At 47.9% G+C, this 24511-nt stretch carries 22 protein-coding genes and 1 CRISPR repeat array (1 of these 23 cut by a window edge); of the genes, 7 read left to right on the forward strand and 15 right to left on the reverse strand.

Annotated elements, in window-relative coordinates:
- Window positions 1–2052: a CRISPR direct-repeat array (repeat unit 32 nt; unit sequence GTTTCAATCCACGCTCCCGCGTGGGGAGCGAC) (it extends 559 nt beyond the left edge of the window).
- A gap of 217 nt (window positions 2053–2269) precedes the next feature.
- The 9 genes from cas2 to J3999_RS09845 form a co-directional block, all read right to left on the reverse strand.
- Window positions 2270–2563, reverse strand: a complete 294-nt coding sequence (gene cas2 / locus J3999_RS09805) for a CRISPR-associated endonuclease Cas2 (RefSeq protein WP_208127722.1) — start codon at window positions 2561–2563, stop codon at window positions 2270–2272.
- Window positions 2564–2575: 12 nt separating this feature from the next.
- The gene (gene cas1c / locus J3999_RS09810; protein ID WP_208127723.1) at window positions 2576–3595 is read right to left on the reverse strand and encodes a type I-C CRISPR-associated endonuclease Cas1c; all 1020 of its coding nucleotides are present in this window, start codon (window positions 3593–3595) and stop codon (window positions 2576–2578) included.
- Entirely contained in the window at window positions 3576–4214 is a 639-nt protein-coding gene (gene cas4, locus J3999_RS09815) for a CRISPR-associated protein Cas4 (protein ID WP_208127724.1), read from the reverse strand. Before cas4 ends, cas1c begins: the two co-directional genes overlap by 20 nt.
- 3 nt (window positions 4215–4217) lie before the next feature.
- Window positions 4218–5090, reverse strand: coding sequence for a type I-C CRISPR-associated protein Cas7/Csd2 (cas7c, locus tag J3999_RS09820; RefSeq protein ID WP_208127823.1), 873 nt, complete (start codon window positions 5088–5090; stop codon window positions 4218–4220).
- On the reverse strand, window positions 5087–6886 hold the full coding sequence (gene cas8c, locus J3999_RS09825; protein ID WP_208127725.1) for a type I-C CRISPR-associated protein Cas8c/Csd1: 1800 nt from the start codon (window positions 6884–6886) through the stop codon (window positions 5087–5089). Before cas8c ends, cas7c begins: the two co-directional genes overlap by 4 nt.
- Window positions 6883–7572 (reverse strand): type I-C CRISPR-associated protein Cas5c, encoded by a 690-nt coding sequence (cas5c, locus tag J3999_RS09830; RefSeq protein WP_208127726.1) that lies wholly within the window; start codon window positions 7570–7572, stop codon window positions 6883–6885. Before cas5c ends, cas8c begins: the two co-directional genes overlap by 4 nt.
- A 38-nt stretch (window positions 7573–7610) precedes the next feature.
- Window positions 7611–9875 (reverse strand): CRISPR-associated helicase Cas3', encoded by a 2265-nt coding sequence (gene cas3, locus J3999_RS11920; protein WP_208127727.1) that lies wholly within the window; start codon window positions 9873–9875, stop codon window positions 7611–7613.
- Between the two features lie 59 nt (window positions 9876–9934).
- Window positions 9935–10393: an HIRAN domain-containing protein gene (locus J3999_RS09840; RefSeq protein ID WP_208127728.1), complete on the reverse strand. Its 459-nt coding sequence runs from the start codon at window positions 10391–10393 to the stop codon at window positions 9935–9937.
- A gap of 123 nt (window positions 10394–10516) precedes the next feature.
- Complete coding sequence (locus J3999_RS09845) at window positions 10517–11482, reverse strand: YafY family protein (protein ID WP_208127729.1); 966 nt, start codon at window positions 11480–11482, stop codon at window positions 10517–10519.
- 223 nt (window positions 11483–11705) lie between these two features.
- Between J3999_RS09845 and J3999_RS09850 the strand changes: the two genes are divergently transcribed.
- Together J3999_RS09850 and J3999_RS09855 are read left to right on the forward strand one after the other, a co-directional pair.
- Window positions 11706–12905: a cation:proton antiporter gene (locus tag J3999_RS09850; protein WP_208127730.1), complete on the forward strand. Its 1200-nt coding sequence runs from the start codon at window positions 11706–11708 to the stop codon at window positions 12903–12905.
- Between the two features lie 120 nt (window positions 12906–13025).
- Entirely contained in the window at window positions 13026–13850 is an 825-nt protein-coding gene (locus tag J3999_RS09855) for an MBL fold metallo-hydrolase (protein ID WP_208127731.1), read from the forward strand.
- A 45-nt stretch (window positions 13851–13895) separates the two neighbouring features.
- Here the strand turns inward: J3999_RS09855 and cmoB are convergent, their stop codons facing one another.
- On the reverse strand, window positions 13896–14888 hold the full coding sequence (gene cmoB / locus J3999_RS09860; protein ID WP_208127732.1) for a tRNA 5-methoxyuridine(34)/uridine 5-oxyacetic acid(34) synthase CmoB: 993 nt from the start codon (window positions 14886–14888) through the stop codon (window positions 13896–13898).
- Between the two features lie 223 nt (window positions 14889–15111).
- Here cmoB and J3999_RS09865 point away from each other — a divergent pair, with 223 nt between their 5' ends.
- Window positions 15112–16392 (forward strand): sensor domain-containing diguanylate cyclase, encoded by a 1281-nt coding sequence (locus J3999_RS09865; RefSeq protein WP_208127733.1) that lies wholly within the window; start codon window positions 15112–15114, stop codon window positions 16390–16392.
- A 15-nt stretch (window positions 16393–16407) separates the two neighbouring features.
- On the opposite strand, the gene cmoA is transcribed toward J3999_RS09865, so the two are convergent.
- From cmoA to J3999_RS09885, 4 genes are all read right to left on the reverse strand, one after another.
- Window positions 16408–17154: a carboxy-S-adenosyl-L-methionine synthase CmoA gene (gene cmoA / locus J3999_RS09870; protein ID WP_208127734.1), complete on the reverse strand. Its 747-nt coding sequence runs from the start codon at window positions 17152–17154 to the stop codon at window positions 16408–16410.
- 24 nt (window positions 17155–17178) lie between these two features.
- Entirely contained in the window at window positions 17179–18057 is an 879-nt protein-coding gene (locus tag J3999_RS09875; RefSeq protein WP_208127735.1) for a DNA/RNA non-specific endonuclease, read from the reverse strand.
- 117 nt (window positions 18058–18174) lie between these two features.
- A complete protein-coding gene (locus tag J3999_RS09880; RefSeq protein ID WP_208127736.1) occupies window positions 18175–18762 on the reverse strand; it encodes an NAD(P)H-dependent oxidoreductase in 588 nt (195 codons plus the stop codon).
- Between the two features lie 147 nt (window positions 18763–18909).
- Window positions 18910–19689 (reverse strand): methyltransferase domain-containing protein, encoded by a 780-nt coding sequence (locus J3999_RS09885; protein WP_243755432.1) that lies wholly within the window; start codon window positions 19687–19689, stop codon window positions 18910–18912.
- A gap of 419 nt (window positions 19690–20108) precedes the next feature.
- Between J3999_RS09885 and J3999_RS09890 the strand changes: the two genes are divergently transcribed.
- Window positions 20109–20933, forward strand: a complete 825-nt coding sequence (locus tag J3999_RS09890) for a DUF2189 domain-containing protein (RefSeq protein WP_208127738.1) — start codon at window positions 20109–20111, stop codon at window positions 20931–20933.
- Window positions 20934–21085: 152 nt separating this feature from the next.
- Complete coding sequence (locus J3999_RS09895) at window positions 21086–21466, forward strand: putative quinol monooxygenase (protein WP_208127739.1); 381 nt, start codon at window positions 21086–21088, stop codon at window positions 21464–21466.
- A 3-nt stretch (window positions 21467–21469) separates the two neighbouring features.
- Here J3999_RS09895 and J3999_RS09900 read toward each other — a convergent pair whose 3' ends face one another.
- Window positions 21470–22381: an alpha/beta hydrolase gene (locus tag J3999_RS09900; protein WP_208127740.1), complete on the reverse strand. Its 912-nt coding sequence runs from the start codon at window positions 22379–22381 to the stop codon at window positions 21470–21472.
- Between the two features lie 232 nt (window positions 22382–22613).
- Here J3999_RS09900 and J3999_RS09905 point away from each other — a divergent pair, with 232 nt between their 5' ends.
- Together J3999_RS09905 and J3999_RS09910 are read left to right on the forward strand one after the other, a co-directional pair.
- A complete protein-coding gene (locus J3999_RS09905; RefSeq protein WP_208127824.1) occupies window positions 22614–23579 on the forward strand; it encodes a MoxR family ATPase in 966 nt (321 codons plus the stop codon).
- A gap of 10 nt (window positions 23580–23589) precedes the next feature.
- On the forward strand, window positions 23590–24510 hold the full coding sequence (locus J3999_RS09910; protein WP_208127741.1) for a DUF58 domain-containing protein: 921 nt from the start codon (window positions 23590–23592) through the stop codon (window positions 24508–24510).
- Window position 24511 lies beyond the last annotated feature (1 nt).

Genomic DNA, 24511 nt, shown 5'->3' on the forward strand with positions numbered 1-24511 from the left:
ACACGATCAGCCAGGCTTAAAAGCACTAGTTTTTCAGTTTCAATCCACGCTCCCGCGTGGGGAGCGACTGGGGAAGCTTGGCAGCCCTTATGCTGCTGAAATGTTTCAATCCACGCTCCCGCGTGGGGAGCGACATGGCAAAGGTAGAAGCCGCAAAACGCGGGGAAGTTTCAATCCACGCTCCCGCGTGGGGAGCGACATCGGCAGCAAATTTAGAATTTGGTGCTGGTGAAGTTTCAATCCACGCTCCCGCGTGGGGAGCGACCCATGCTATTTCCCCTTGATGATTTGGATTAATAGTTTCAATCCACGCTCCCGCGTGGGGAGCGACATCCACTGACTTTCACATGTCGTTTCGTTATATTGTTTCAATCCACGCTCCCGCGTGGGGAGCGACTTACTAGCATAGTTGCTGCATACCCTGTTGGATTTGTTTCAATCCACGCTCCCGCGTGGGGAGCGACATTCTAGCCGCATTTAATGCTGCCAGAGACAGAATGTTTCAATCCACGCTCCCGCGTGGGGAGCGACCCGAAAGCGCGCATGTTCTGAATGGTGTCGGCAAGTTTCAATCCACGCTCCCGCGTGGGGAGCGACATTACTTTTATAAGCAGCACCCGAAAGATGGCGGGTTTCAATCCACGCTCCCGCGTGGGGAGCGACGGTACCACATCGCACACCGCGCACCGGACAGACGAGTTTCAATCCACGCTCCCGCGTGGGGAGCGACACTACCTCTTAACTTATTCCCCGTTCCCATATAGGTTTCAATCCACGCTCCCGCGTGGGGAGCGACTTTCTTTGGTTTGCTGATTGATTTCTTCGGTTTGAGTTTCAATCCACGCTCCCGCGTGGGGAGCGACTGTACCTGGCGACCCAAGCAGGTTGGAAGTTTATGTTTCAATCCACGCTCCCGCGTGGGGAGCGACCAAACACACCTCTTGATGAATGGACAGAATGAGGTTTCAATCCACGCTCCCGCGTGGGGAGCGACTCGTACACGCCGCCGGTCGCGTAGAACGCGTTTTTGTTTCAATCCACGCTCCCGCGTGGGGAGCGACAACTCTCTCGCAAAAAGCATTTGCAGAATTTCTAGTTTCAATCCACGCTCCCGCGTGGGGAGCGACCAGATCGGGGCCAGCCACCTGCTCGAATTCAACGGCGTTTCAATCCACGCTCCCGCGTGGGGAGCGACGGTAGATCTGGATTTCGCATTGACTCAAAACGTGTTTCAATCCACGCTCCCGCGTGGGGAGCGACTGCAACAATAGAGATAAGTAACAAACTACTTAGGTTTCAATCCACGCTCCCGCGTGGGGAGCGACCGGCGTTTGAGTCGCGTATGGATGCCGCGGTGCGGGTTTCAATCCACGCTCCCGCGTGGGGAGCGACTCGGGATTAAAAAGCGGGCTTATCACGATAACTGGTTTCAATCCACGCTCCCGCGTGGGGAGCGACAGAGAATCCGGCCTGACCCAAACTGATTGACGTTGTTTCAATCCACGCTCCCGCGTGGGGAGCGACCCGGCCCTGGCTCTCCTCTATATGCTGATTTGACAGTTTCAATCCACGCTCCCGCGTGGGGAGCGACATGCGTTTGGCTGATGGTGTGATCTCTAAACTTGTTTCAATCCACGCTCCCGCGTGGGGAGCGACTAGTCACCGGGATGGCGCCAGAGTCGATCAGGCGTTTCAATCCACGCTCCCGCGTGGGGAGCGACTCTGCCGTGCAATTGGTATCGGCATAGACAATCGTTTCAATCCACGCTCCCGCGTGGGGAGCGACGGATCAAGGTTACCGTCCCTCTCTTTCTTCTCACGTTTCAATCCACGCTCCCGCGTGGGGAGCGACCTGCTCAAAAGCATAGGCTGGGCTCGGTATTGGTGTTTCAATCCACGCTCCCGCGTGGGGAGCGACTTAATTCAGGATCTTTTTCGATTTCATCCGTCAAGGGTTTCAATCCACGCTCCCGCGTGGGGAGCGACGCAAAATGATTCAGATTATACGGCTGGCTTAGAGGTTTCAATCCACGCTCCCGCGTGGGGAGCGACTGCTTATAGTTCAAGCCCAGCAAACCGAACGGTTTTAGAAGGGATTTCGCTAACCTTGAAAATAAGCCTTATCATTTTAGCAAATTTAAACATTGAGAATTGCTTAGAGCCAGAATAGAAAGGTATTTGAGATATATCGCTAAGGTTCTAAGTTTTTAAAGAGCACTTGGGGTTAGCGATTACTGGAATAGTTCCAAACAGAAAGGTATCACTAACTTTACACAATTAAGCAGTCTTTGAATATGTCCAATGACTTTTTAGCGCCGAAGTGTTCGACCTTACTGCGCCATCGTGCGCCAAGCAGATAAAACCGAAGGCTGTCGGTTTCTTCATTATAAATTTCCAACAACTTCGCTTTTAGAACGACCCACTGCGCCGGCTCCAATTCACACTCAAAAACGGAATACTGTACCCGAACACCATGGTCTAAACACGCTTTGGAAATATGCCTCAAACGCCTTTGACCACCCGGATCTTCAAAAGAGACATCATAGGTAATTAAAACCATCATACTTTGCTCCTCCTATCGAGGCACGAATGGAGGATATTCCGCCAAATCACCACGTATATGCCTAGAAAGCAACATAGCCTGAACATGAGGCAAAAGTCCGATCGGCACTTCTTCATTTAGGTAGGGGTGAATGACGGTTTCCTGTTTACGATTTTGTAAGGCAACCAATACCGACTTTCTTGCATCATCTTTAAGCTTAACTGCGCCACTGGCTTCGATTACAAAGTCATTAGCTTTAATCTGCTTACGATTAATCAGGCTCAAAACCAGTCTATCTACATACCAAGCGCGAAACTCTTCCAGAATGTCTTGCGCCAAACTATCTCTGCCCGGGCGATCTTGATGTAAGAAGCCAACTTGGGGATCAAGCCCAACTCCTTGCAAGGCCGCAGAAATATCATTGCCGATAATGCTATACAAAAAGGATAAAAGCGCATTTGTTCGATCCAAAGGAGGGCGACGAGATCTTTTCCTAAAAGCAAATTCCGGCTCAATTTTAGGCAGAATCAATCCATTAAAAACACCGAAATAAAACGAGGCCACTTCTCCTTCTATTCCGCGAATAGAGTCAAGATTGTTGGCGGATTTTAAACGATTAAGTGCCGAGGAGATTTGAGTAATTGCTTGCTGAACAGGTTCATTATCTCCGTGATTACGTAAATGGCGATAAAGCACCGAACGGGAGTTGCTGATTTTGGCGGCGATGATATTACGAGCAATACTTTCAGGCGAACCTTCCGCCACTTTATACTGCACTTTTCTAAGCAAAACATTACCTGTCTGCTGACCTTGCATTCGCCCAAGAAAACGCCCATATTGCGTGAAAAAGGCTAAATGAACGCCGTTTTCACCACAAAAACCGATCAGAAAAGGCGACACCATTACATTGCCAAAACAATAGATCGCCTGTATCGCATGAATCGGCACCTGCATCGCCTTTTCTTGCTCAACCTCGATCACCAAGGTTTCGCGCTCTTTATGTAAATAGGCTCCCTGCCGAGTGATATAAAGACTATTTTTCAGCTTCTTCAAACACTGTCTCCTGATAAATGGATTTCACATAGCTCCTGCTTTTATCTCGAAAGGTCAGCTTGGGATTGCAAAGCTCATACAACGAACAAGCATCGCATTTTTTCTCATACTTCGCCTTGGGTGTAATGCCAGAGATCAATAATTGACGCGTTGCTTCAATAATCCCATACGTCTCATCGCGAAGTGCCACAGTAATTTCTACTTGATGACGATGTCGCGTTTGCCAATACCAGATTGCTCCATGTGAAACCTCAATGCTCAGCATCTCTTCTAAACAGAGTGCTTGAGCACAGAGTTGAATGAGGTCAATATGATCTTCTTTTGGCTTGCCGCGTTTATACTCAACCGGAAAACTGACTCCAGTAGAGATTTCCACCTCCACCAAATCCAATTTTCCAGTTAAACCAAGCGATGGAGCCGAAACCTCTACCCCTCGCTCATAACGAATCCCTTTGCGAGACTCCGGCAAACCATGATCCACCCGCTGATGCAATTGCTGACCTTGCGCCGTTAACCAATTTTCCGACCAAACCTGTTCATTGTGAATCAGTGCACACTGCCGAGGACAAAACGCATAATGCTGTAAAGCCGACAAGGGAATTAAGCGGGTGTCATCCATGGGTTAGAAGACTTCTTTGGCTTCTACACCTAGTGCATCCAAACCTTCGGTATTCAATTCGATCTTATAATCTGAATACTCTGCCGCTGGCGTTCCCTCTTCGCCTTTCACTCGTTCAACCGTGACGCGATCAAACAGTTTGTGTGCGGGCGCATTTCCCAAAGCATTCTCGTGCTTAAACACAATCAATTTACGCCCTGCCATTTCGCCTCGTGCCGCAGAGTGATCATGTTCAAACATCATTTCTAAGGCTTTCCAAACTTTCTCTAAATCTTCATCCGAGAATCCGGTTTTTTCCGCCAATTTAGCCGAAACAAAACCGTGAACTCGATACAGACCGTAAGGAACAATATGTTTACGCCCCATCGTGCGTTCTTTTTCTAAATCCTTTTCATTGGTGACTGCCATACGTGTAATCGAAATTTCCAACGGAATAATCGGATCAATGGATTTGGCAAATGCCAACTGTAAAGGACCGCGCACCTGACCAGAGTTCACCTCGGTGGTCATTACGGCACCAAACGCACGAACATCGAAGAAGTTAGCACACATCCAGTCGGTCACTTCTTTTGCCTTAGACTGATCTTTTGGCAATTTCTTAGGCTCAGATTTAATCTCAAGCGCATCATAGGCTTTTTGGTTTTGCTGATTCAGAACGCTTTTTTCTTGAACATAGATGTCATATCCCGGTGTGCTGTCTTCACTCAACTGTATGTAGTTGCGAATCTTGCGCTTCAGGCTCACATCCGTTACGAGGCCTTTGCTGGATTCAGGATCAAGACGCGGCATATTGCCAGCATCCGGATCACCATTCGGATTGCCGTTCGTTACATCAAAAAAGTAAACAAATTCGTAGCGGTTTTGGATAGTCATTATTCATTCCCTTCTGGAGTCAATTCATTAGTTTCGTCTGATTCTGGTTTCACAAAGCGTGCGTTTTTCTGATGGTAGTAACCAATCGAAAAACGTCCCTGATTTTCAATGGAAAAATGGCGCGGGAACTCTGTTGGCAACATTGCCATAATTTCGCCAAGTTCTTTTTCGATAGAAAAAGCAAGCCCCGGTTTATCCTTGCGAATTTTGGATAGATGGTGCTTACTGCCTGAAAGTAATCGCGGGTAAACCGAATAAGGAACCGTCGATGCAGACGCATAATATTTGTCGGCAATCGTCGCATTAACCTTATCGCCTAACGCATTGCGTTGAATGTCTTCCAACACGGCAAATAGCCTGCCTAACAAATAGGCCGGATTAGAATTGGACTCATCTAAACTCATGGAAATCTCCTCTTTGCCAAGTAATCTGAGTTCTCGTTGTAATACTGCTTTCACCATAGCGACCCGTAAACCGCCAATATCGCCATCGGCTCTGAATCTTGATAGTAATTGCGCCAATATCGCTCTTGGATAACGTTGGCCCGTTAAAATAGACCGCATCAGTTCGCCAGCCAAATGCGCCGGAACATCATCAATTTTTGGTTTTTGAGCTTCTCGATGCGGAACCAATTGCAGTAATAAACGCCAAACCGACGGAGGCGTTTTCCAAGGCAATGGGTTAAGAGCCAAATCCTGAAAATGTTCAGAAAATCGTTGTTGAATCTGTCCAAGATCGGTTTGTAACCAGAAACGGATGGAAAGCCGAGCAGCATTAGGTGCCAAGCCTAAAATAAAGAATTGGGTGTTCGGATCAAGATTCGGCGAGATCTCCGACAAAGGTCGTCCTTTTGCGAGCTTTTCCAATTCAGAGCCAAGCTCTTTGGCTTCACTTTCATCGGTTGGGGCAGGGGGATTAAAACCCTTCATAAAAAAAGCTTCTGCACTTTTTGCCTTTTGCTCACTATTCGCTATGGCCCAAAACACCACACTGGTATCACCTAAACTAATCACCTGATCGTTCTCTCGGCGTAATAGATAATTTAAGGCTGTGGTATAAGCAAAAGCGGCTTGTTCCGAAACCGGTGCATTGTCCCCCTGCCCCTTTCCAAAGGATTCAAAGGATTCTTTATTAAAAGAAACAATATCTACCCCAGAACTTTGTCCGCCTGAAACACCTTTAATCTTCGGATGTAATCTGGAGATAGATGCTTGCTTGCCAGTAATTAAGCACACAGCTTCTTTGGCATTGTCCGATTTAAGCAAATCACCCCAAATCGTTTTAGCTTCGGAAGATTCATGGATATATTGGCGAACGCCATCTAATTGAAAAACAACATTGGCATCTAAGACATCTGACGTAAGTATGGACTCCTCAAAATGTTCAGGTTGCCAATTTTTCAGAAATGAAAATAAAGCTTTCAGTCCTGTATCTTCGACATTTTCAAAAAGGGATAAGTGCAAATCACGGAAGGCTTCAAAAGTCGGCAAGGTAAACTCAAATATAGCCTCGCTTTTTTTATCCTTCGGTAAAGCAATACCTAATACATAAGCCGTTTTGTCCCATAGAAAATTCGGTTTAATTCCGGAAGTTCTTTTTTCCGGACGAGGTACGTTCATTAATTTGGGTTTCGGCTTTTTTTCATCTGTCAGATTTGGAACCAGATCAACCAATTCGCCTTGTTCAGAAAGCACCAGAATATAGCCAATCTTTTCTTCACTAAATCCAAAGGCTGGCACCTTGCTTTTATTTCCATTATTAAGGCGATCGTAATATTGCGTTAAGGCAGATAAAATCATTGCACCACCTCTGATGATCGGAAAGGCGGAACCTCTATCACGCCGTTTTTCAATTCTGCTCTAAAAAACTTTGGTTCCGCTCGATTGGCAAAATCAATGTCATGCAGTATCCAACCTAAGTCTTTAGATTCTTTGCTTAGTTCGGAGTCGGGGAAATCCTCATCGGATTCAATCAAAGAAAAATAGGCAGGGAATTCGCGATTGCCTAAACAGGGTTGGTGGAAAAACTGGCCTTTACGTGCCCGGCGGTTAAAAATATCGAGATGCTTACCAACCGAATCATCGGCTCCAGCTTTGTCGGTCAGTTCAAAATGCGCTTCTATTACATAGCCAACATTGCGAAGCAGAGTGGTTGCTCTTTGCTGACGATTATCCTGTTTATTTGGATTATCAATTAAAAAACCCAGTCCCTCTGTAGATTTTTTCTTCATCGCCCCGCTGACTTTGGACGCGGAAATTTTGCAATTTCCCAACTCATTACGCCGAATGGATTCAAAACGCACCGGCTTTAAGACATGGATGCGATCAACCACCCAACGGATGGCCGGTTTCCAATGAATCGCTTCCAAAACACCTCTAGCCGCCGAGGGAGTGATCACATCATAAGAAACACGCTCAACCTTCATCTCAGGTCGGGTAAAACACGCATAATCACCCCAAATATGCAATTTAATGCCGTAAGCCATTATTTTCTCCTCTCTTCATCCACGCCCAATTATGGCGACTACAAAACAGAACATTCAGCTTTCATAAACGTCGGATCCGTCCAACTAATCCCGAATTCTGCATCGTAAATACTTAAGTTAATTAATTCCCAGAACTGATCTTCAAAACGATGCGGCGCAATTGTTTGGATTGCACCGCCCATCTGAAGACTTTCCAATCCTGTTTGCGGAATTTGCACGATATAAGACTGAAGCTTGCGTAATATGCTACTCACGCTATCTGTTGTCTCCAGCTCTTTTAACAAGCTTTTGGCTTCATTATCAAAAGGAATAAAAACCGGCATCATAAAGCTCTCGATCATTCGAAAATCCTTCGCGATTTTCTGGAATGGGAAATCCAGTTTTGATGCGCCGACTCGACAGGCCTTTAACAACTGTTTCTGATCAAGTTCATCCCCTTTGCGCCAATACACATTAGAGAAATAATCTTTAATCGCATCCTGATCCAATAAATTTCCATGTCCTTTTCGAAACACCGAACGCATATCTGCCGCAAGCCCTTTCAGTTCCGGAGGAACCGACCAATCAGGAGATGTAAAAATCCAAACATGGCTTTCCTCTTTGGCTCGTAAACGCTCACGGTTACAACGCCCTGCCGCTTGAGCAATGGAATCCAAACCTGCTTCGGCACGCATCACACAAGGGAAATCCACATCTACACCGGCTTCAATCAGCGAGGTGGAAATCACTCGACACGGCAACCCTTGTTGCAACCTTTCTCGGATCACTTCCAAAGTTGTGGTTCTATGAGCGGCACACATTAAGGTCGTTAAATGAAAAGCCCCTTCGGCTTGCTGATCTTTAAGAGTTTGGAAAAGCGATTGCGCATGACGACGGTTATTCACTATCGTGAGAATTTGCTCATTTTGCTGCATACGCGAGATAAGGTCATCATCACTCAACTCCCCCAAGTGAGAGACATTAACCAGGCTGAGTTCTTCAAACAGTCTCTCTGGATTAGGAGCAATTTCACGAACGTTGCTAAAGCCCCTTTCAAAATTCGGTTCGCACAGAGCAGGTTGAGTTGCAGTACAGAGCACGACCGAACAACCGTAATTGCGCGCTAATTCGTCAATAGCTGCCATGACCGGGCGGAGAAATTTAAGCGGTAATGTTTGCGCTTCATCCAGAATAATGACGCTACCCGAAATGTTGTGGAGTTTGCGACAACGCGATGGACGATCCGCAAACAGGGATTCGAAAAACTGCACCGCCGTTGTTACGACAACCGGCATGTCCCAGTTTTCCATCGCCAATTTCAACTTATCACGGGTTTCTTCTACACCCTCTTTATCACCGATTTTGCGATCATCAAAATTACTGTGATGTTCTAAAACGGAGGAATCGCCCAAATCGCCAAAAGCCTCCCTAAACACTTTGGCGTTCTGTTCAATAATGCTGGTAAAGGGGATGACATAGATCACTCGGCGCATATCATGTGCCAGAGCGTGATCCAAGGCAAAAGCCATAGAACTCAATGTTTTTCCGCCGCCAGTCGGGACAGTTAAGGTAAATAAGCCTGGCGGAAGTTTGGCCTTGAGTCGAGCAGTATGGAGAATTTCTTTACGAAGTTGATTAACCTTTTTTGTCTGATCGCTGTTCTTCGCCATCTCATTTAAGGCTTGATTCAACCGCTCTTTAAGTTCGGATAATTGAGGATAATCACCACGAAGTAGAGGTTTGCCCTCAAGCGCCTTATAAAACTTATCGGTATCAATAAAATCCGCATCGACCAAACAGGAAAAAATCATGCGAATCAAAAACGCATACTGAAAGCCTTGAAGTTCATCATCAGGATTAGGCGAAATCCGAGGTGATAGATTTTCAGCTAAAGGCAAAACAAGTTCGCTGTTCCAAGCATCCTTATCCAACACACAGAGTTCTTTGCCAAATTGAAGTTTCATGCGTTCTTTAAGGGCTCGTCGACCATCCCCTTCACCAGAACCATTGGCTAAACCGGCATGGTGCCCGGCAATGGCATAGGAAATTAAATTATTCCAAGGTTCAGGCAAAATATCCGTAACCATTTTTGCACCCGCCGTTGCGTGATCTACCTTATTTGAGGAGCCTGCAAGCCGAGCCTGAAATTCAGGTGTGTATTTACCCAAATCATGTAACAGTCCAGCCAGATAGGCTAACTCCTTAGCACCAAAGTATCTCGCATTGTGTTTTGCAGCCTCGGCAACAACGTGTAAATGATTGTCTAAAGTTTGCCAATCAGATTTATCACTCTGCTTACCAGAATGTGCGAAATAGTTACTCACTTACCATCTCCTTGAATTCACCCTTTAAAAACAGAACAACAGCAAAATTTGAATCCCAGTCATACATCTAAAAAGACCTTAATTTCAACCTTCTGCCAAGGGTCATCACTCTCTTTCAGCTTAGTAATCACCCCATACAGGTTTTGTCGATTTTGTAATAATTGATTAACCGAATAGTTCTGTTTTCTAGGCAAATAGCCCAACTTATAGCTGGCTTCTGAGGAGTGATCTTGCCAGTAAATTTCGATCGCATCCTTATCATATTTATTGGTTGGTTCGGCTTTAAATTTCAGCGTGGCACCTACTTTCAATCGTGACCACACATTTTTACCTTCGTAATATTGAAACCCGGCAACAGGCGAAGTATGTAACAGCACAGAAGTAATGGACGCGGAGTTTTTTGTTGCCTTTTCTTCAAATTTTTTCTGCTTTTGAATAGCACCCGCTTTTGCTTGATTTGCCACCCATCCAATTGAAGCGAATCCAATAAGAGATTTCAGTAGTTTTCGTCTATTCATTCATCTCTCCCACACTCATGCCGAATAAAATCAAAATGGTTTCCATTAGCTACTTCTTGATTGGTAGCTTATAGACAGCTTATCAAATCTATGGGACAAATCTTGTCCCTGGAATTCATCTATCTATTCATCTAGATAAAGCTCACTTGCCTGTAGGAGTTGCTGCCTAACCTTTTCTCGTAATTCTGGAGGCGCGATGACCTTAACGTTAGCGCCGTGTTTAAGAATGTCTTGGATCAATTCAATATCGTGGTGGTAAGGCAAATGCATCATCAGGCTACCGTCTATTTGTTTTTCAATGACTTGTTCGGGATGCCAGAGTTCGTTTTTAACCCAACGACTGATGTATTCATTGAAGTGCAAAACCGCCAAGCACTTCGCATTGCCGCCAAAAATGCCATAACTGTCCGCAAAGTGATTTTTCAAGGTGTCGGCATCGATGGAACACGCCTTTTGGTAAAGATTTTGACAGTAGGCGATTGCATCTATTGAGAAACTGCGAATCCCTTTGCTGTGGTGGCAAAAAGCGTCCAGATACCAGTTATCTTTATATCTAACTAGCTGCTGAGGAGAAATTGTTCGCAGGTCAGTTTGATCTGTATTGCGTTTCCAATATTGAATTTCCAGTTGCTCTTGTTGAACAAGCGCATCGACGATTTGATTGAATATTTTGGTGGAAATATTTCTTTGCCCAATTTCGATAATTTTTATTTTCCGTGCCAGTTCATTGGCCGAATCGGAATCTTTTAATAACTTTTTAAGACGGTTTTTAATAGGTTCAAGTTGTTGAGCAAGTGCGCCTTGCGACAGTTGTTCAATGGTAATATTTAAAGCGAATAGCGCTTGCAACTCGTCCGCAGAAAGCCAATAACCGTCGAGTTCCAGCTGCTGCATACGATGTTCGTCAAGATAGACTTGGTTGTGATGGATATAGCAGGGAAGCTGTTGATGGTCGTTGAGGCACTCAATATCCCGTCGAATGGTCTTTTCCGAACACTCATACTGCATCGCCAGCCAGTCGAGCGGCGTCGGACGCCTGCGGTTTCGCAATTGAGCTTTAATCGCCTGACAACGCTCCGACTTATTCATACCGTAATTTGACACCTATTTTTGATGTAAATAGGTATTTTTATACCAACAATACTGAAATTTACCAACAAAAAATAACTTTTTTGCTGTTTTTTAGAATGTTCGTCACTCATCCCATGCGCAAACAACGCAAGCTATCCAAGCTTCCCACAACTTGTCCACACAGGCGTTTGAGCTTGCAGTAAACTGGGCAAAAATTGTGATGGTGAGCGGGGAGAGAATATTGCATCAGGGAAACGATTCAATCGCGCTGATTCTGTTAACTTTCGGCGGACTGTTTATTATCGGATTGATTGCCGACCTTCTGGGACGGCATACGCCTTTACCGAGGGTGACGCTACTCATTCTGACCGGGTTTGTAATTGGGCCTTCGGCTTTGAACTGGTTGCCGCCCTTTATTCAGGACTGGTTTCCGATTCTGACCAATATCGCTCTGTCGATTATCGGCTTTGAGCTTGGAAAAAACCTGACCAAACAGAAACTGACAACCATGGGCAGACCAATTTTGGGCATCTCGCTCTCCGTCATGTTCATGACCGCCCTACTGATGTTTGCCGGCCTGTATCTTTTGGGTGTTCCGATTGAGATCGCCTTAATTCTGGCGGGAATCGCTCCGGCAACCGCTCCGGCGCCTGTGGTGGATGTCGTCAGCGAACTGAATGCTAAAGGCAGTTATACGGATACTTTGCTGGGAATTGTCGCCATTGACGATGCCTGGGGCATGCTGCTGTTTAGTCTGCTTCTGGTTGTAGCGGCGATTTCGACCGGCAACGGCGACGCTTATAGCAGCTTACATGACGGTTTATGGGAAATCTTCGGTGCCGTTCTGCTCGGTCTGCTTCTCGGCTTTCCGATGGCCTTTATCGGCAGTCACATCTATCCCGGAAAAGCGACTCAGGCAGAAGCGCTGGGGATCGTTCTACTGTGTGCCGGCGCCGCACTTTATCTTGAAGTTTCCTATATTCTTTCGGCCATGGTGATGGGCACAATCGTAGCGAATTTCAGTCAGAATCATCAGGAGCGGCCATTTGAAGAACTTGAGGCGATTCAATGGCCATTGCTCATTCTATTTTTCCTTTTGGCCGGCTCATCCCTTCATCTGCAATCCTTGTGGCAGGCGGGCTTGATCGGATTCGCCTACCTTATCCTGAGAATTTTCGGCCGTCTTTCAGGCTCATGGATCGGCGCGACCTGGGCGGGTTGCAGAAACCCTAACTATCACTGGATGGGACTGGCCATGCTGCCGCATGCCGGTGTACCGATCGGGATGACGCTGCTGGCAGCGCAGCACTTTCCGGAACACGAGAAACATCTGCTGGCGGTGATTCTCGGGGTAACGGTAATCTTTGAACTGATCGGACCGGCGATCACCCGACACATGATCCGTCAGGCGGGCGAAGCGAAATTAATGCCCTACAAATGAGTGCAAGCCGGGCTTTATCACTCGGCTATATTCGCATCAATCAATTTTTCGTATTTGCTTAAACATAAGCAATCGGTTGCAATAACGCTCTATTTCATTGGAAAAGCGACGGATTGCCCTATGATTACCATTACCTGCCTGGTCGAAAACTCCGTTAAACTCAGCTCCCGGTTATGGGGCGAGCACGGTATGTCGATACTGATTGAAACGCCGCAGGCTACGGTGCTTTTCGATACCGGGCAGTCCGGAACGGTTCTTCTGCACAACCTGCAGGAGATGCAAATCGATCCGCAAAAAATCGAACAGATTGTGCTCAGCCATGGACACTATGATCATACCGGAGGGCTGAAAATGCTGTTTGATCAAATCGGTACGCGTCCGGTACATGCTCATCCGGATATGTTCCGCGAACGCTTCAGCGAAACGCCTGACGGCAAACTCAAACCGGTTTCCGCGCCTGTCGAATACCGCAACGAGCCTTTTTGGCAGCTTACAGACAAACCGGTCGAAGTTGCCCCAGGGATTTTCACCACCGGCGAAGTCCCGAAAGAAACGCCTCTGGAAGATCATGGCGACGAGCGTCTAAAAATTTATGCCGAGGACGGCAAGACCTTGATCAAGGATCCGATCAAAGACGATATGAGTCTGGTAGTGAAAAGCGACCTTGGGTTGATCGTTCTTTTGGGATGCTGTCATGCAGGCGTAATCAACACTCTGAACCTGATCAGGAGACAGTTCCCAGGCGAGAAGATTCACGCGGTAATGGGTGGAACACATCTGGCAAAGGCGACCGAAGAACGATTGCTGGCCACGGAAGAAACTCTACAGAAAGTGCCTAATATCGGTCTTTCGCATTGCACCGGCCCGAAAGTTATCGCGCGCTTTCTAAGCCGCTACCCGCAACGGGCTTTTGTCTTCCAGGCCGGTACGCAACTGCATTTCTAGTGCTTCCGGTTTACCGACAGCGTACCCAGGCCTGCGGACCCGCTATCATTGCGGCTTATTGCACACCATTACGGCACGCAAAGGCGCCGGATAACCTTCGATAGTTTTATTCGGGTCCTGCGGATCAAGGAAACTCTCCAGCGAGTTCCATTCCATCCAATCCGTAGTACGCTGTTCCTTTGTTGAAGTCTGATCCAGGTCGACGCAGCGGACATTCTTGAAGCCGCAGCGGCGCAGCCAGATTTCCAGCTCGGGAACCGATGGCAGGAACCAGACATTGCGCATCTGCGCATAGCGGTCTTCCGGCACCAGCAGCTGGCCGAAAGATTCCGGAACCACCAGCGTTTCCAGAACCAGCTCTCCGCCCGGCCGCATCTGGTTTTTCAACTCCAGAATATGGTCGATCGGTGAACGGCGGTGGTACAGCACCCCCATTGAGAAAACCGTATCAAAAGCGCCACCCTTCTGCGACACCGGCAGTTGTTCAAGGGTCAACGGCAGGAAAAAGCCGGGCTCCTGTTCGCCAATAAAGTGCTTCAATACCAGAAACTGATTCATAAACAGCAGACTCGGATCAACCCCCACCGCCAGCTTCGGCTTCTCGCCAAGCATACGCCAAAGATGGTAACCGCTACCGCAGCCGATATCGAGTACACGACGACCTTCCAGCGGTGCCAGGTGCGGACGCACCCGTTGCCATTTCCAATCCGAATGCCATTCGGTGTCGATAAAAATATCGTGGATCGAAAAAGGGCCTTTTCGCCACGGATGGAAAGCGCGCAGTGTCTGCTCAAGTTCCACTTTCTCATCACTGCTTAATGGCGTTTTATTGCTGACGGCAACCGTATCGGCGTCAAGATCATAATTGTCCGCCTGAGGATAGCCCTTAATTTTTTGCAAAGCGTCCAACCAGCGCGGCAAATTGCCGTTACCTTCCGGATTCAAGGCTTCTTCGATTAAAGACGGTAACTCCTCTTTCCAGATTTCAAGGCGCGAATCACCCAGATGCGTCCAGAAAGTATCGTAATGCTGCTTCACGTGAAAACTCCAAGAAACTAATTGATGGCGGCAATTATAAAGCTTCGTCTGCCCTCTCGCATTTAATTAATTCCGGCTAAGAAAATTCTCAGTTTTCGGTTTTTACGTATAACTAAGAGTGCACTCGCGACAAAATTGTAGGTATGATGAAATTAAGTATGAATTTCAATCACGCCTGCAACCGATGTCAGAAAATTACCTTAAAAAAGAGCTCTATAAGCTCGTGCAGACAGACTCGACCATTTTCGAGTTTATTCAGAAAGGTGCCAGCGACGGCATGTGGTACTGGGATATGGAGCACCCTGAAAACGAGTGGATGAACCCGCAATTCTGGCAGACACTGGGATATGACCCGAGGGAAAAGCAGCATTCAATCTCAGAGTGGCAAGCGCTTATTTTTCCCGAAGACTTAAAACGTGCCGAAGAACACCTGAGTGAACACCTGCAAAACCCGGATATTCCCTATGACCAGGTTTTACGCTACCGGCATGCGGATGGTCATACTGTCTGGGTTCGCTGCCGTGGTATGGCGATTCGAGATGCAAATAACCACCCGTCACGCATGCTTGGTGTGCATCACGATATCACTCAACAGATGCAGGCGTTGGAAGAGCTGAGTAGCCTGAGCCAACGCTTCGAAGTCGCGGTCGACTCGGCACAGATCGGTGTCTGGGATCTTAATATTCAGACTCAAGAACTGCACTGGGATGAGCGAATGTTCCAGCTGTACAAAGTCGATCCGGAAACCTTTTCAAATGGTTATGAATCCTGGAGCAAAACCGTTCATCCGACCGACTTGGAAAAGGCCGACAAAGCGGTTCAAGAATCAATCGCCAGCGGCAAAAAATATAATCGCGAGTTTCGTATCATCTGGCCAAATGGAGAAATCCGCCACCTGCATGCTTATGGGAAAATCATCCATAACGCGCAGGGGGAAGCCGAGCGCATGATTGGCGTAAATTTCGACGTTACCAGAGAAAAACGCCTGCAGGAGAAAATCAATAAACTCGTTATCACCGACTATCTGACCGGCATCGGCAACCGCCGTCACTTTATGAAAGAGGCCAGCAAGGATATTGCCCGTGCGCAACGTTATTCCATTCCGCTAAGCCTGTTCATTATGGATATAGACGACTTCAAAAAAATTAACGATACCTATGGACACGATGTCGGCGATTTAGTCATTAAAAAGGTCGCCACCCTTTGTGCCGGTTTCTTGCGCGAAACAGACCTTTTCTGCCGTTACGGAGGCGAGGAATTCGCCGGTGTTTTAACGCAAAGCCAGCTCGAAGACGCCGAAGAGGTCTGCGAAAAGCTGCGCCATGCAGTGGCCGCATCACACGTCATCACTCGGGACAATCAAACGATCGAATTTACCGTCAGTATCGGCCTCACCCAGCTGGAACAGCACCGAGACGTTCTGGGCGATCTGATTCGCCGCGCGGATCAGGCACTGTATATCGCCAAAAACAGCGGAAAAAATCAGGTGATCGCCGAGCACTAGGAGTGCAAACAGCGGTTATTCTGCCTTGATCGCCAGAAATGAGGCGAAGTTATACGCCTGAAACCAGATGCCTGCCGAGTCGAACCCCGCCTGCTGTAAACGATCCAAATGTGTCGCTTCGCTGTCGGAAATCAGCACGTTTTCCAACGAAGAACGTTTCTGGCTGATTTCCAATTCCGAATAACCGTTGGCACGCTTGAACTGCAGATGCAGGTGTTCGATGCTCTTTTGCAGAGCAGGATCATCAAAATGGATCTTCTCCGACAGAATCAGAATCCCGCCCGGAACCAACCCCTGGTAGATACGTTTGAGCAAGGTCAAACGCTCCTGCGGATCGATAAACTGCAAGGTGAAATTAATCACCACCACCGAGGCATTCTGAATATCGAAATCACACATATCGGCGCAATGCAGTTCGACCGGCACTTCTGAATGAAAAGCGAGTAAATACTCCTGAGCGCGCTCGACCATCGCCGTAGAGGTATCCAACGCGACAATCGAACAGCCGGAATTTTCATCCAGAGCACGGCGCATCGTTAGAGTCGCCGCACCGAGCGAACAACCGAGATCGTAAAGACGGGTATTCGGCTGGGCATGGATTTTGGTCAATTCGCCGATACCGGTCAGGATCGTCTGATAACCCGGAACCGACCGTTGAATCATATCCGGAAAGACTGCCACCACCGACTCATCAAACTGGAATGCGCCGACCGCTTCGTGCTGCTGACTGTAAATCGTATCTTTCTGACTGGGTAGTTTCATCTCATATCCTATCGAATTCGGGCCTTAATAACGCGACGGACGGTTCGCCACCGCTTTCAAGTTCCAGGCATCCGGGGTTTTACTCGATTCAAGCAGGTTTTCAAAACCGTCGTCCAAATCGGCAAAGAAATCAATGCCGGTGCGGTCTTCAACTTCGTCAACCGACACGACAAAACGCATTAAACTGTCATTCGGTTTGGCGTTCTGCGGAAAGATGAACGCCAACGCATTGGCCGGCTGTTCATTCGTGCCAGGACGAATCAGAATTTTGTAAAACGCGTCCGGAATCGCGACATTCGATTTTTGTATCCGCTTAGGCTGATCTGCGAAGATCGGTCCCGTCACTACCCAGAAATCACCGTATTTTTCGGAAAAATCGTTAGCAATCACCTCTTCCAGACGCTGCCAGGATTTCTGATTCAATTTCGGCGCCTGCGGCGTAATATTGGTCATGGTAAAAGTATCTTGCTGTGCCGAACGCCCGTAACGGCTGGCAATCACATAATTCGGTGCCATATGCCCACGATCGTACCCCGAACCGGTGTAATCTTCATGAGTGACACGCGAAAGCGTCAACCACTCGCTGCTGAAACGGCTCGGGCGTTTTCCCGACTTATATTTTTGTTCGGTCACCTTATAGGTCACCCATAAAGGGTTTTTCAGCCCCTCCGAATACTCGAGCATAAAACCGTCATAGCGCAGAATATGCGAAAAACCGCTCCCCGGCAGAGCCATTTCGACTTTCGGTACGCCCATATAAGCCATATTCGGGCGCGCGATCTGAGTTTCATAGGCATACCAGACACCAAAAGCGACCGGTACCAGAAGCAGGAATTTCGGACGGCGAAGCAAAAAGCGAAACAGAGGACGGATTAAAGTGCGCAGCAGAGAGGAGGTTTTCATAAGAGGTTAAAACAGCTATTCAACGAAATTGGCGGATATTATAAGAGTTTTTCCCCGTCGCCGACCAGAATCCGCGACTCGACCAAGGGTTTTCGCATGCCGTATAGAACAATCCGGTTACTGACCTTTCTGACCGAGCTGGTACACCTTATCCAACCAGGCTTTTCTCTGCCGTTCGCTTAAATTCTGCACAGCACCGATCAGAGTCGAACGAATGGGCGCAAAACCGGAAAAGCTGAGAATATTACGTTCCAGGTTCTTCAAGCTGTGTGCGCGATAAAACCAGCGGTAGACAAACGCGGGCATTCCCATCGTAACGACAATCCGTGCACTCCGACCAGACAAGAGTTTTTTCGGCCACTGGTTTCTGTCGCCCGTAGAAAGCGCATAGCCCGGACGCAAAACCTGCTCCCAGAAGCCTTTCAGAATCGCCGGCATGGTTCCGAGCCAGAGCGGATAAAAGATTACGATATGCTCGGCCCATTTGATGATGTCCTGCGCCCCCTGAATATCGGTTACCGGAGGATGCTTGTCGAACTCTTCCTCACTGGTCAGCAGGGCGAAACTCAATTTGGCGACGGTAATCACCTTGACCTCATGACCGGCCGCTTCCGCGCCGGCCTTATACGCCTCTGCCAGAGAATAGTTCAGATGACTCTCGCTGGGGTCGGGATGACCCTGAATAATTGCAATCTTCTTAGACATTCGGAATCTCCGGGACAAGCCAGTTAGGTTTCCAGAAACTCCATATTATCATGCGTACAAGGCTCATAAAATACGTTTGGAAGTTGCATGCCCTGTCCATGCAACCGTCGATGATCCAATGGACGCAAACACAAAAATCCGTAAAGCCTAATCAACCCGCTTTGCCAGCAGGTGAATATAGCGCGCCATATTGCGGTAGGTCGGTTCGCGGCAATAGCGGTACTCCAATGCCAGCAGATCATCGAGATCGCTTTCGGCAAGCACTTCATGGGTCATGTAATCGTGAAAAACACGAATTCCGGTATGCACTTCAATTTCAAACCCCCACTCTTCCAGCCAGCGACAAACCTCTTCGGGAATCTGCGGATTAGGCGGTGTCAGTTTTTTACCCTTGCCGATATATTCATCATTCATCAGATAAGGAAGTCGCCAACCGCCGCGCAGCGTATTGCGAATCACCACCGAGTTGCGGTTATAAAACAGCAGGGACAAATAGCCGCCGGGTTTAACCTTGTCCGCTACGCTCTGCAAAGTCGTTTTGGGTTCAGCCAACCACTCCAGAACCGCATGAAACAGCACCAGATCTTTTGCTTCAAGCTGCTTCGCCACCTCCTGTGCCGGACCTTCGATAAACTCCGCGCTTAAACCGGCCGCAGAAAAGTTATTTTGCGCGCGCAGCAGCATCTGATGCGAAAGATCGCATAGAACCGGTTCATGTCCCACTTCCGCTAACCACTGGCTAATCTGCGCAAAACCGCAGCCTGCATCCCAAAACGTCATGCACGGCTTAGCGCGCAAGTCCGCCAGATCCTCTTTTAACAGCTTGAGGCGCCATTCACCCTTTACGGTGTCGTAGACTTTTTTCTCGAATTTATCGACTAACTTGTCGAAGTTTCTATCTTTTAAGGCGGTTTTACTCTGGCTCAAGGGAAGATATCCTGTCACAAAAATCGAGCGATGCTCGCGAATTTGAAAAAAGGTTATTGTAAGACAAAGCCTGCATTTACGAGAGCACATCGGTACGCGCTCCTTAGGGGCTATACGTACAATTCATTAATTTCTAATATAAAAAAACCGTACGATTTAATTTAAATATTTGATTTTATTAAAAATGTTTAAAAAGTGTTAAATAGAGTTAAGGCAAGATAAGGTTCATTTTAGATTGCCTTTCTTTAAAAGGCGCGAGCGGGATTTATTTCGAGCTTTTACAGAGAACCCCTAAACCACAAACGCCCTAGCCAATCGGGCTATCCCGCACACCAGCACTCAACGGCAAATCAAGTTGAGCCTGTCTGCATTCAAATGCAAATTAATAAATTTCGATAGAGATCGAAATGGAGGGAACTATGCCACAAACAATACACCATCATGGAATTCATGAGCACATCACGGAAAAAGGCGAACATATCGTTTCTAAAGATTGCCGTTACGGTGACGTTGGCCACTGGCTGAAAAAAGGTTGGATGGACATGGCACACGCTCCGGCTGCTTCGCTGTTTTATGGTGCTGTCATGGCTCTGTCCGTGTTGCTGGTTTACGCCAGTTTCCGGGATCAGCCGATCATGATGTTCCAGGTCGCAACCTTCTTCGTGATGTTATCGCCGTTTCTTGCAACCGGTCTCTATGCTATCTCCAGACAATTGCAGCATGGCGAAAAACCTAATCTGGCGGCGTCAATGTTTGCCTGGCGTCATAACATAACCGAGTTCGCACTTTTCGCTCTGGCATTAGGGGTCATTATCGCGATCTGGAGTCGTGTGGTTCCCCTAATCGCTGCCGTAGTGAAATCGAACAGTCTATTGATTGTCGATCCGGATGCAGGCGTTATGGGCTTCCTGACTTCCGATGCAGGGCAAACCTTTATGACCTACTTTTTAGTCGCAGGAGTGTTTGTTGCAGCATTGGTCTTTGCTCTTAGTGTCGTCACAATCCCGCTACTGCTTCGCGACAGCAATATCGGAGTCATCCAGGCAATGATTCTAAGCTTTGAAGTCGTAATGGAAAATAAAGGCGTTATGGCGCTGTGGGCTCTGATTATCGGCTCTCTGATTACGGTAGGTATTGTCACCTTCGGGATCGCCATGCTGATCGTCATGCCGCTTTTAGGTTACGCCTCATGGCACGCGTTTAATGACCTGATTGAAATCGACCCTAAAACCGAAATCAAATAACTCTCCCCCAAAAAATAAAGCAAATTGATTTCTTCCCGTCCTTGTTTGCCTTTTTAATTGCGTCCAACCGGGCTGCAATTAAAAAGGACTTTATTCCCCATAAATGATAGATTGTTGACCTTGATTACCATCCACCTATCAGGGGTTTTTGCATGTCTAAAAAAGTCTACTGCATCGCAGAATTTCAACCGAAACCCGGCCAATCTGAAGCGCTGTTTAAAGTCTTGCAGTCGCTTGAACCGAATACCTTAAGAGAAGACGGCTGCCTGCAATACAGAGTCACCCGTCAGATTATCAGCCCGTTTGCCGAAGGCAACGGTTTTCCGATAGTCTTTAACGAGATATGGCAGGATATGGCGGCTTTTGAAGCGCATTGCCAGAGAAAAGAGATCGTGAATTTTTTCGAGAAATACTGCCTGGCCGAAGATGGTCTGGCGGCAGATTGGAATGTCAGAGTGTTCAGCGATGAGCCGGAAAACTACGACGCACCGCTGAAGCAGGCGCCGCACTCTTCCGACTATCTTGCTTTATAGAAATTATTCGGCAATGAATTCCGCGGCTGCGGTCGCCAGGTCTTCATTGGCGAAATCCATAAAGAAGTGACCGGCGTCTTCAACCGTTACCGAAGAAACCTTACCGGCCTCAACCAAAGGTTTAATTGCCTGCGGCAGGTCCGGAACCACGTCATCATCGCTCCCCATCACAACCAGAGTCGGTTTATGCGGGTTTTGCAACAGAGTCGGCGTATCGAACTGCGGCTTCACCGTGTAATAATCAGCAAAAGCGGCTGCCGTCACCTGAGCGTCTTTACAGTAGATAAAATAGGTCTTATCCAGCATTTGGTCGCCCTTGCCTTCAGCAACCAGCTTTTGCGCTTTGTCCAGAATCGGCTGCAAAGAGGTACCGGCTTTCTGCGCGTACTCATCCGCCGATTGCTGTGCACCGGTTGCCGGCGCGATCAGAATGACCTTATCAATCATATCGCTGTCGTGCTCAGCCGCGTACCAGGCCGTCTGATTACCGCCGCGCGAATGTCCCATTAGAACCACTTTTTCCGTACCCTGCTGCTTCAACCAGTCCATCCAGTAACCGATCTCTTGCAGCGCATCAGTATGTTTATGAGTATGCGGAACGGCACAATCATATTCTCCATGACGATTATCCAAGCCTAGAGAAAGATTGATAGACAAGGAGCTAACGCCCTGCGCAGCCAGATTTTTCTGAAGTGCGGCATAAGTCGAACGCTCTTTATGCGTTAGAGTTCCATGGGTCAATAACACCATCTCGTCGGAGAACCCTTTACCGTCAGCCATAAGTAAATTGGCATTCAGCGTCAGTCCGTGTTGCTGCTGAGTAACTTCCTTAACTTCGGCCGCCGATGCAGCTGGCGCCCATGAGGCAGTTGTAATTGCCGCTGCAGTAAACAGAGCGGTTAATAGCTTTTTCATGACAAGGCTCCTTTATGAATTAAGCGCTGGAATTTTTAACCCAATTAAAAGACATTATCAAGGTAAATTAATTAGGCTTATAAATAACTTTTATACCCTGTTTAGCCGCGGAGACAAAAGCGATTCGAAAGAATGACGATTACGCTTTTTAACAGTTCACAAGGCTTTAGCTCCGGTAGCCATTGCGTATAATAGCCAAAAAAATTTAATAAACGGATGGCCTGTGTCTAGCATCGATTTACAGCTCTTAAACGGATTCCAACACCTGCAAAAGCAGATTAACCAACAGATTATCGGTCAGCCGAAACTGACCGAGCGCATGCTGATCGCGCTTTTGGCCGACGGGCACATTCTGGTTGAAGGACCACCGGGCCTGGCAAAAACCAAAGCGATCAAAACGCTGGCCGAGCTGATTGAAGGCAGTTTCCATCGCATTCAATTCACACCGGACCTTCTTCCGTCCGACATTACCGGAACCGAGATTTACCGTCCGGAAACAGGCGTTTTCGAATTCCAAAGCGGGCCGATTTTCCACAATCTGCTTCTGGCCGACGAAATCAACCGCGCTCCAGCGAAAGTTCAAGCTGCTCTTCTGGAGGCGATGGCAGAGGGGCAGGTCAGCGTCGGCAAGCGCTCCTTGCCTATGGCCGCGCTGTTTATGGTCATGGCAACACAGAATCCGCTGGAACAGGAAGGAACTTACCCGCTGCCGGAAGCGCAGCTTGATCGTTTTATGCTGCACCTTAATGTCGACTACCCGGATGCCGATTCAGAGTTGAAAATCCTTGAGCTGGTCGAAAGCGAAGCGCGTACGGATGAGAAGCCAGAGAGTGCGGTAATGACTCAGGAACAACTTTTTCAGGCACGCCGTGAAGTGCTCGAGCTGCATGTCGCAGACAGTATTAAAGACTATATGGTGCAACTGGTTATCGCGACACGTCAGGCCGAACAGTACAGCCAGGAATTGGCCGATTGGATTGATGTCGGGGTCAGCCCCAGAGCCACGATCGCTCTTTCCAGATGTGCCCGGGCACATGCCTGGTTGAACGGACAGGAATTTGTCAGCCCGGATAATGTGCAAGCGGTTATCCATGATGTCTTTCGCCATCGCCTGCTGCTGAACTTTGAAGCCCAGGCGCAAAACCTGAATGCCGACGACATCACCGATAAAATACTCGAACTGGTTCCTGTAGCTTAGGTACATATACATGAACGAAGTTCAGGACTCTATTTACACCCGACTCGATGATCTGCTGTCCTGGCGATTTCACGTGAAACAGAAAAAGCTTGTTCAGCAGCAAAAACTGCTGGCCAGCAGCCACGGAGACCACCATGCCGTCCGCAAGGGACGCGGCATGACCTTTAGCGAAGTTCGCCAGTACCAGCCGGGGGACGATATTCGTCATATCGACTGGCGAGTCACGGCAAGAACCCAAAAAACTCATACCAAAATCTTTGTCGAAGAACACGAACGGCCGACATTGATTCTTGCCGAACAGACTCCAGCGCTTTTTTTCGGATCGCAGGTTCGACTCAAAACCGATCAGGTATTGAATATTGCCGCCATTCTCGGCTGGGTCTCGCTGCAACAGCATGAGCGGGTCGGCGGCGTCTGTTTCAACCACCGGCAACAGATCTGGAACGCCCCGAAAAAGCCACAGCAGAACCTGCTCAATTTTCTGCAGCAAGCGATCCAGTTACAGCAGCAGAATCAAAAACCAGGCGTCAGCGGCCATCATTATTGGCAGCAGGCACTGCAATTACTGCAAAAAAACCTGAAACCAGGCTCAAAAGTGTTTTTGATAGGCGATATGCTGCAATTTGACGAGAACCTGCTAACCCCATTGAAACAGCTGCGCCGCCATGCCGAGATTATTGCAATACATATCTTCGATCCGCTCGACCGGGAAATTCCCGAACTCGGCTGGCTGAATATTCAAGGTTTTCAGGGACAAACCATGCGACTGGACAGTTTCCGCAAGCAAACACGCGAAAATTACCGCGAACTGTATCAGCAGCAATGGAATAGAGTTCAGCATGCTTTTTACGGCTTGCGCATCCCGCTGGTTGAAATCAGCAATCAGGATCATCCGGTCAAAGCCGCTCTGCAAACGCATTTGATTCACTGAG

This window comes from Thiomicrorhabdus sp. 6S3-12, from assembly GCF_017571475.1.
In the GTDB taxonomy this organism is placed as follows: Bacteria; Pseudomonadota; Gammaproteobacteria; order Thiomicrospirales; family Thiomicrospiraceae; genus Thiomicrorhabdus.

Excerpts from the sequence above, each read along its gene's own strand:
- cas2 (WP_208127722.1), bottom strand. The coding sequence starts at position 2,563 with ATGATGGTTTTAATTACCTATGATGTCTCTTTTGAAGATCCGGGTGGT.
- cas4 (WP_208127724.1), bottom strand. The coding sequence starts at position 4,214 with ATGGATGACACCCGCTTAATTCCCTTGTCGGCTTTACAGCATTATGCG.
- cas8c (WP_208127725.1), bottom strand. The coding sequence starts at position 6,886 with ATGATTTTATCTGCCTTAACGCAATATTACGATCGCCTTAATAATGGA.
- cas5c (WP_208127726.1), bottom strand. The coding sequence starts at position 7,572 with ATGGCTTACGGCATTAAATTGCATATTTGGGGTGATTATGCGTGTTTT.
- J3999_RS09840 (WP_208127728.1), bottom strand. The coding sequence starts at position 10,393 with ATGAATAGACGAAAACTACTGAAATCTCTTATTGGATTCGCTTCAATT.
- J3999_RS09845 (WP_208127729.1), bottom strand. The coding sequence starts at position 11,482 with ATGAATAAGTCGGAGCGTTGTCAGGCGATTAAAGCTCAATTGCGAAAC.
- J3999_RS09855 (WP_208127731.1), top strand. The coding sequence starts at position 13,026 with ATGATTACCATTACCTGCCTGGTCGAAAACTCCGTTAAACTCAGCTCC.
- cmoA (WP_208127734.1), bottom strand. The coding sequence starts at position 17,154 with ATGAAACTACCCAGTCAGAAAGATACGATTTACAGTCAGCAGCACGAA.
- J3999_RS09875 (WP_208127735.1), bottom strand. The coding sequence starts at position 18,057 with ATGAAAACCTCCTCTCTGCTGCGCACTTTAATCCGTCCTCTGTTTCGC.
- J3999_RS09880 (WP_208127736.1), bottom strand. The coding sequence starts at position 18,762 with ATGTCTAAGAAGATTGCAATTATTCAGGGTCATCCCGACCCCAGCGAG.
- J3999_RS09890 (WP_208127738.1), top strand. The coding sequence starts at position 20,109 with ATGCCACAAACAATACACCATCATGGAATTCATGAGCACATCACGGAA.
- J3999_RS09895 (WP_208127739.1), top strand. The coding sequence starts at position 21,086 with ATGTCTAAAAAAGTCTACTGCATCGCAGAATTTCAACCGAAACCCGGC.
- J3999_RS09900 (WP_208127740.1), bottom strand. The coding sequence starts at position 22,381 with ATGAAAAAGCTATTAACCGCTCTGTTTACTGCAGCGGCAATTACAACT.
- J3999_RS09910 (WP_208127741.1), top strand. The coding sequence starts at position 23,590 with ATGAACGAAGTTCAGGACTCTATTTACACCCGACTCGATGATCTGCTG.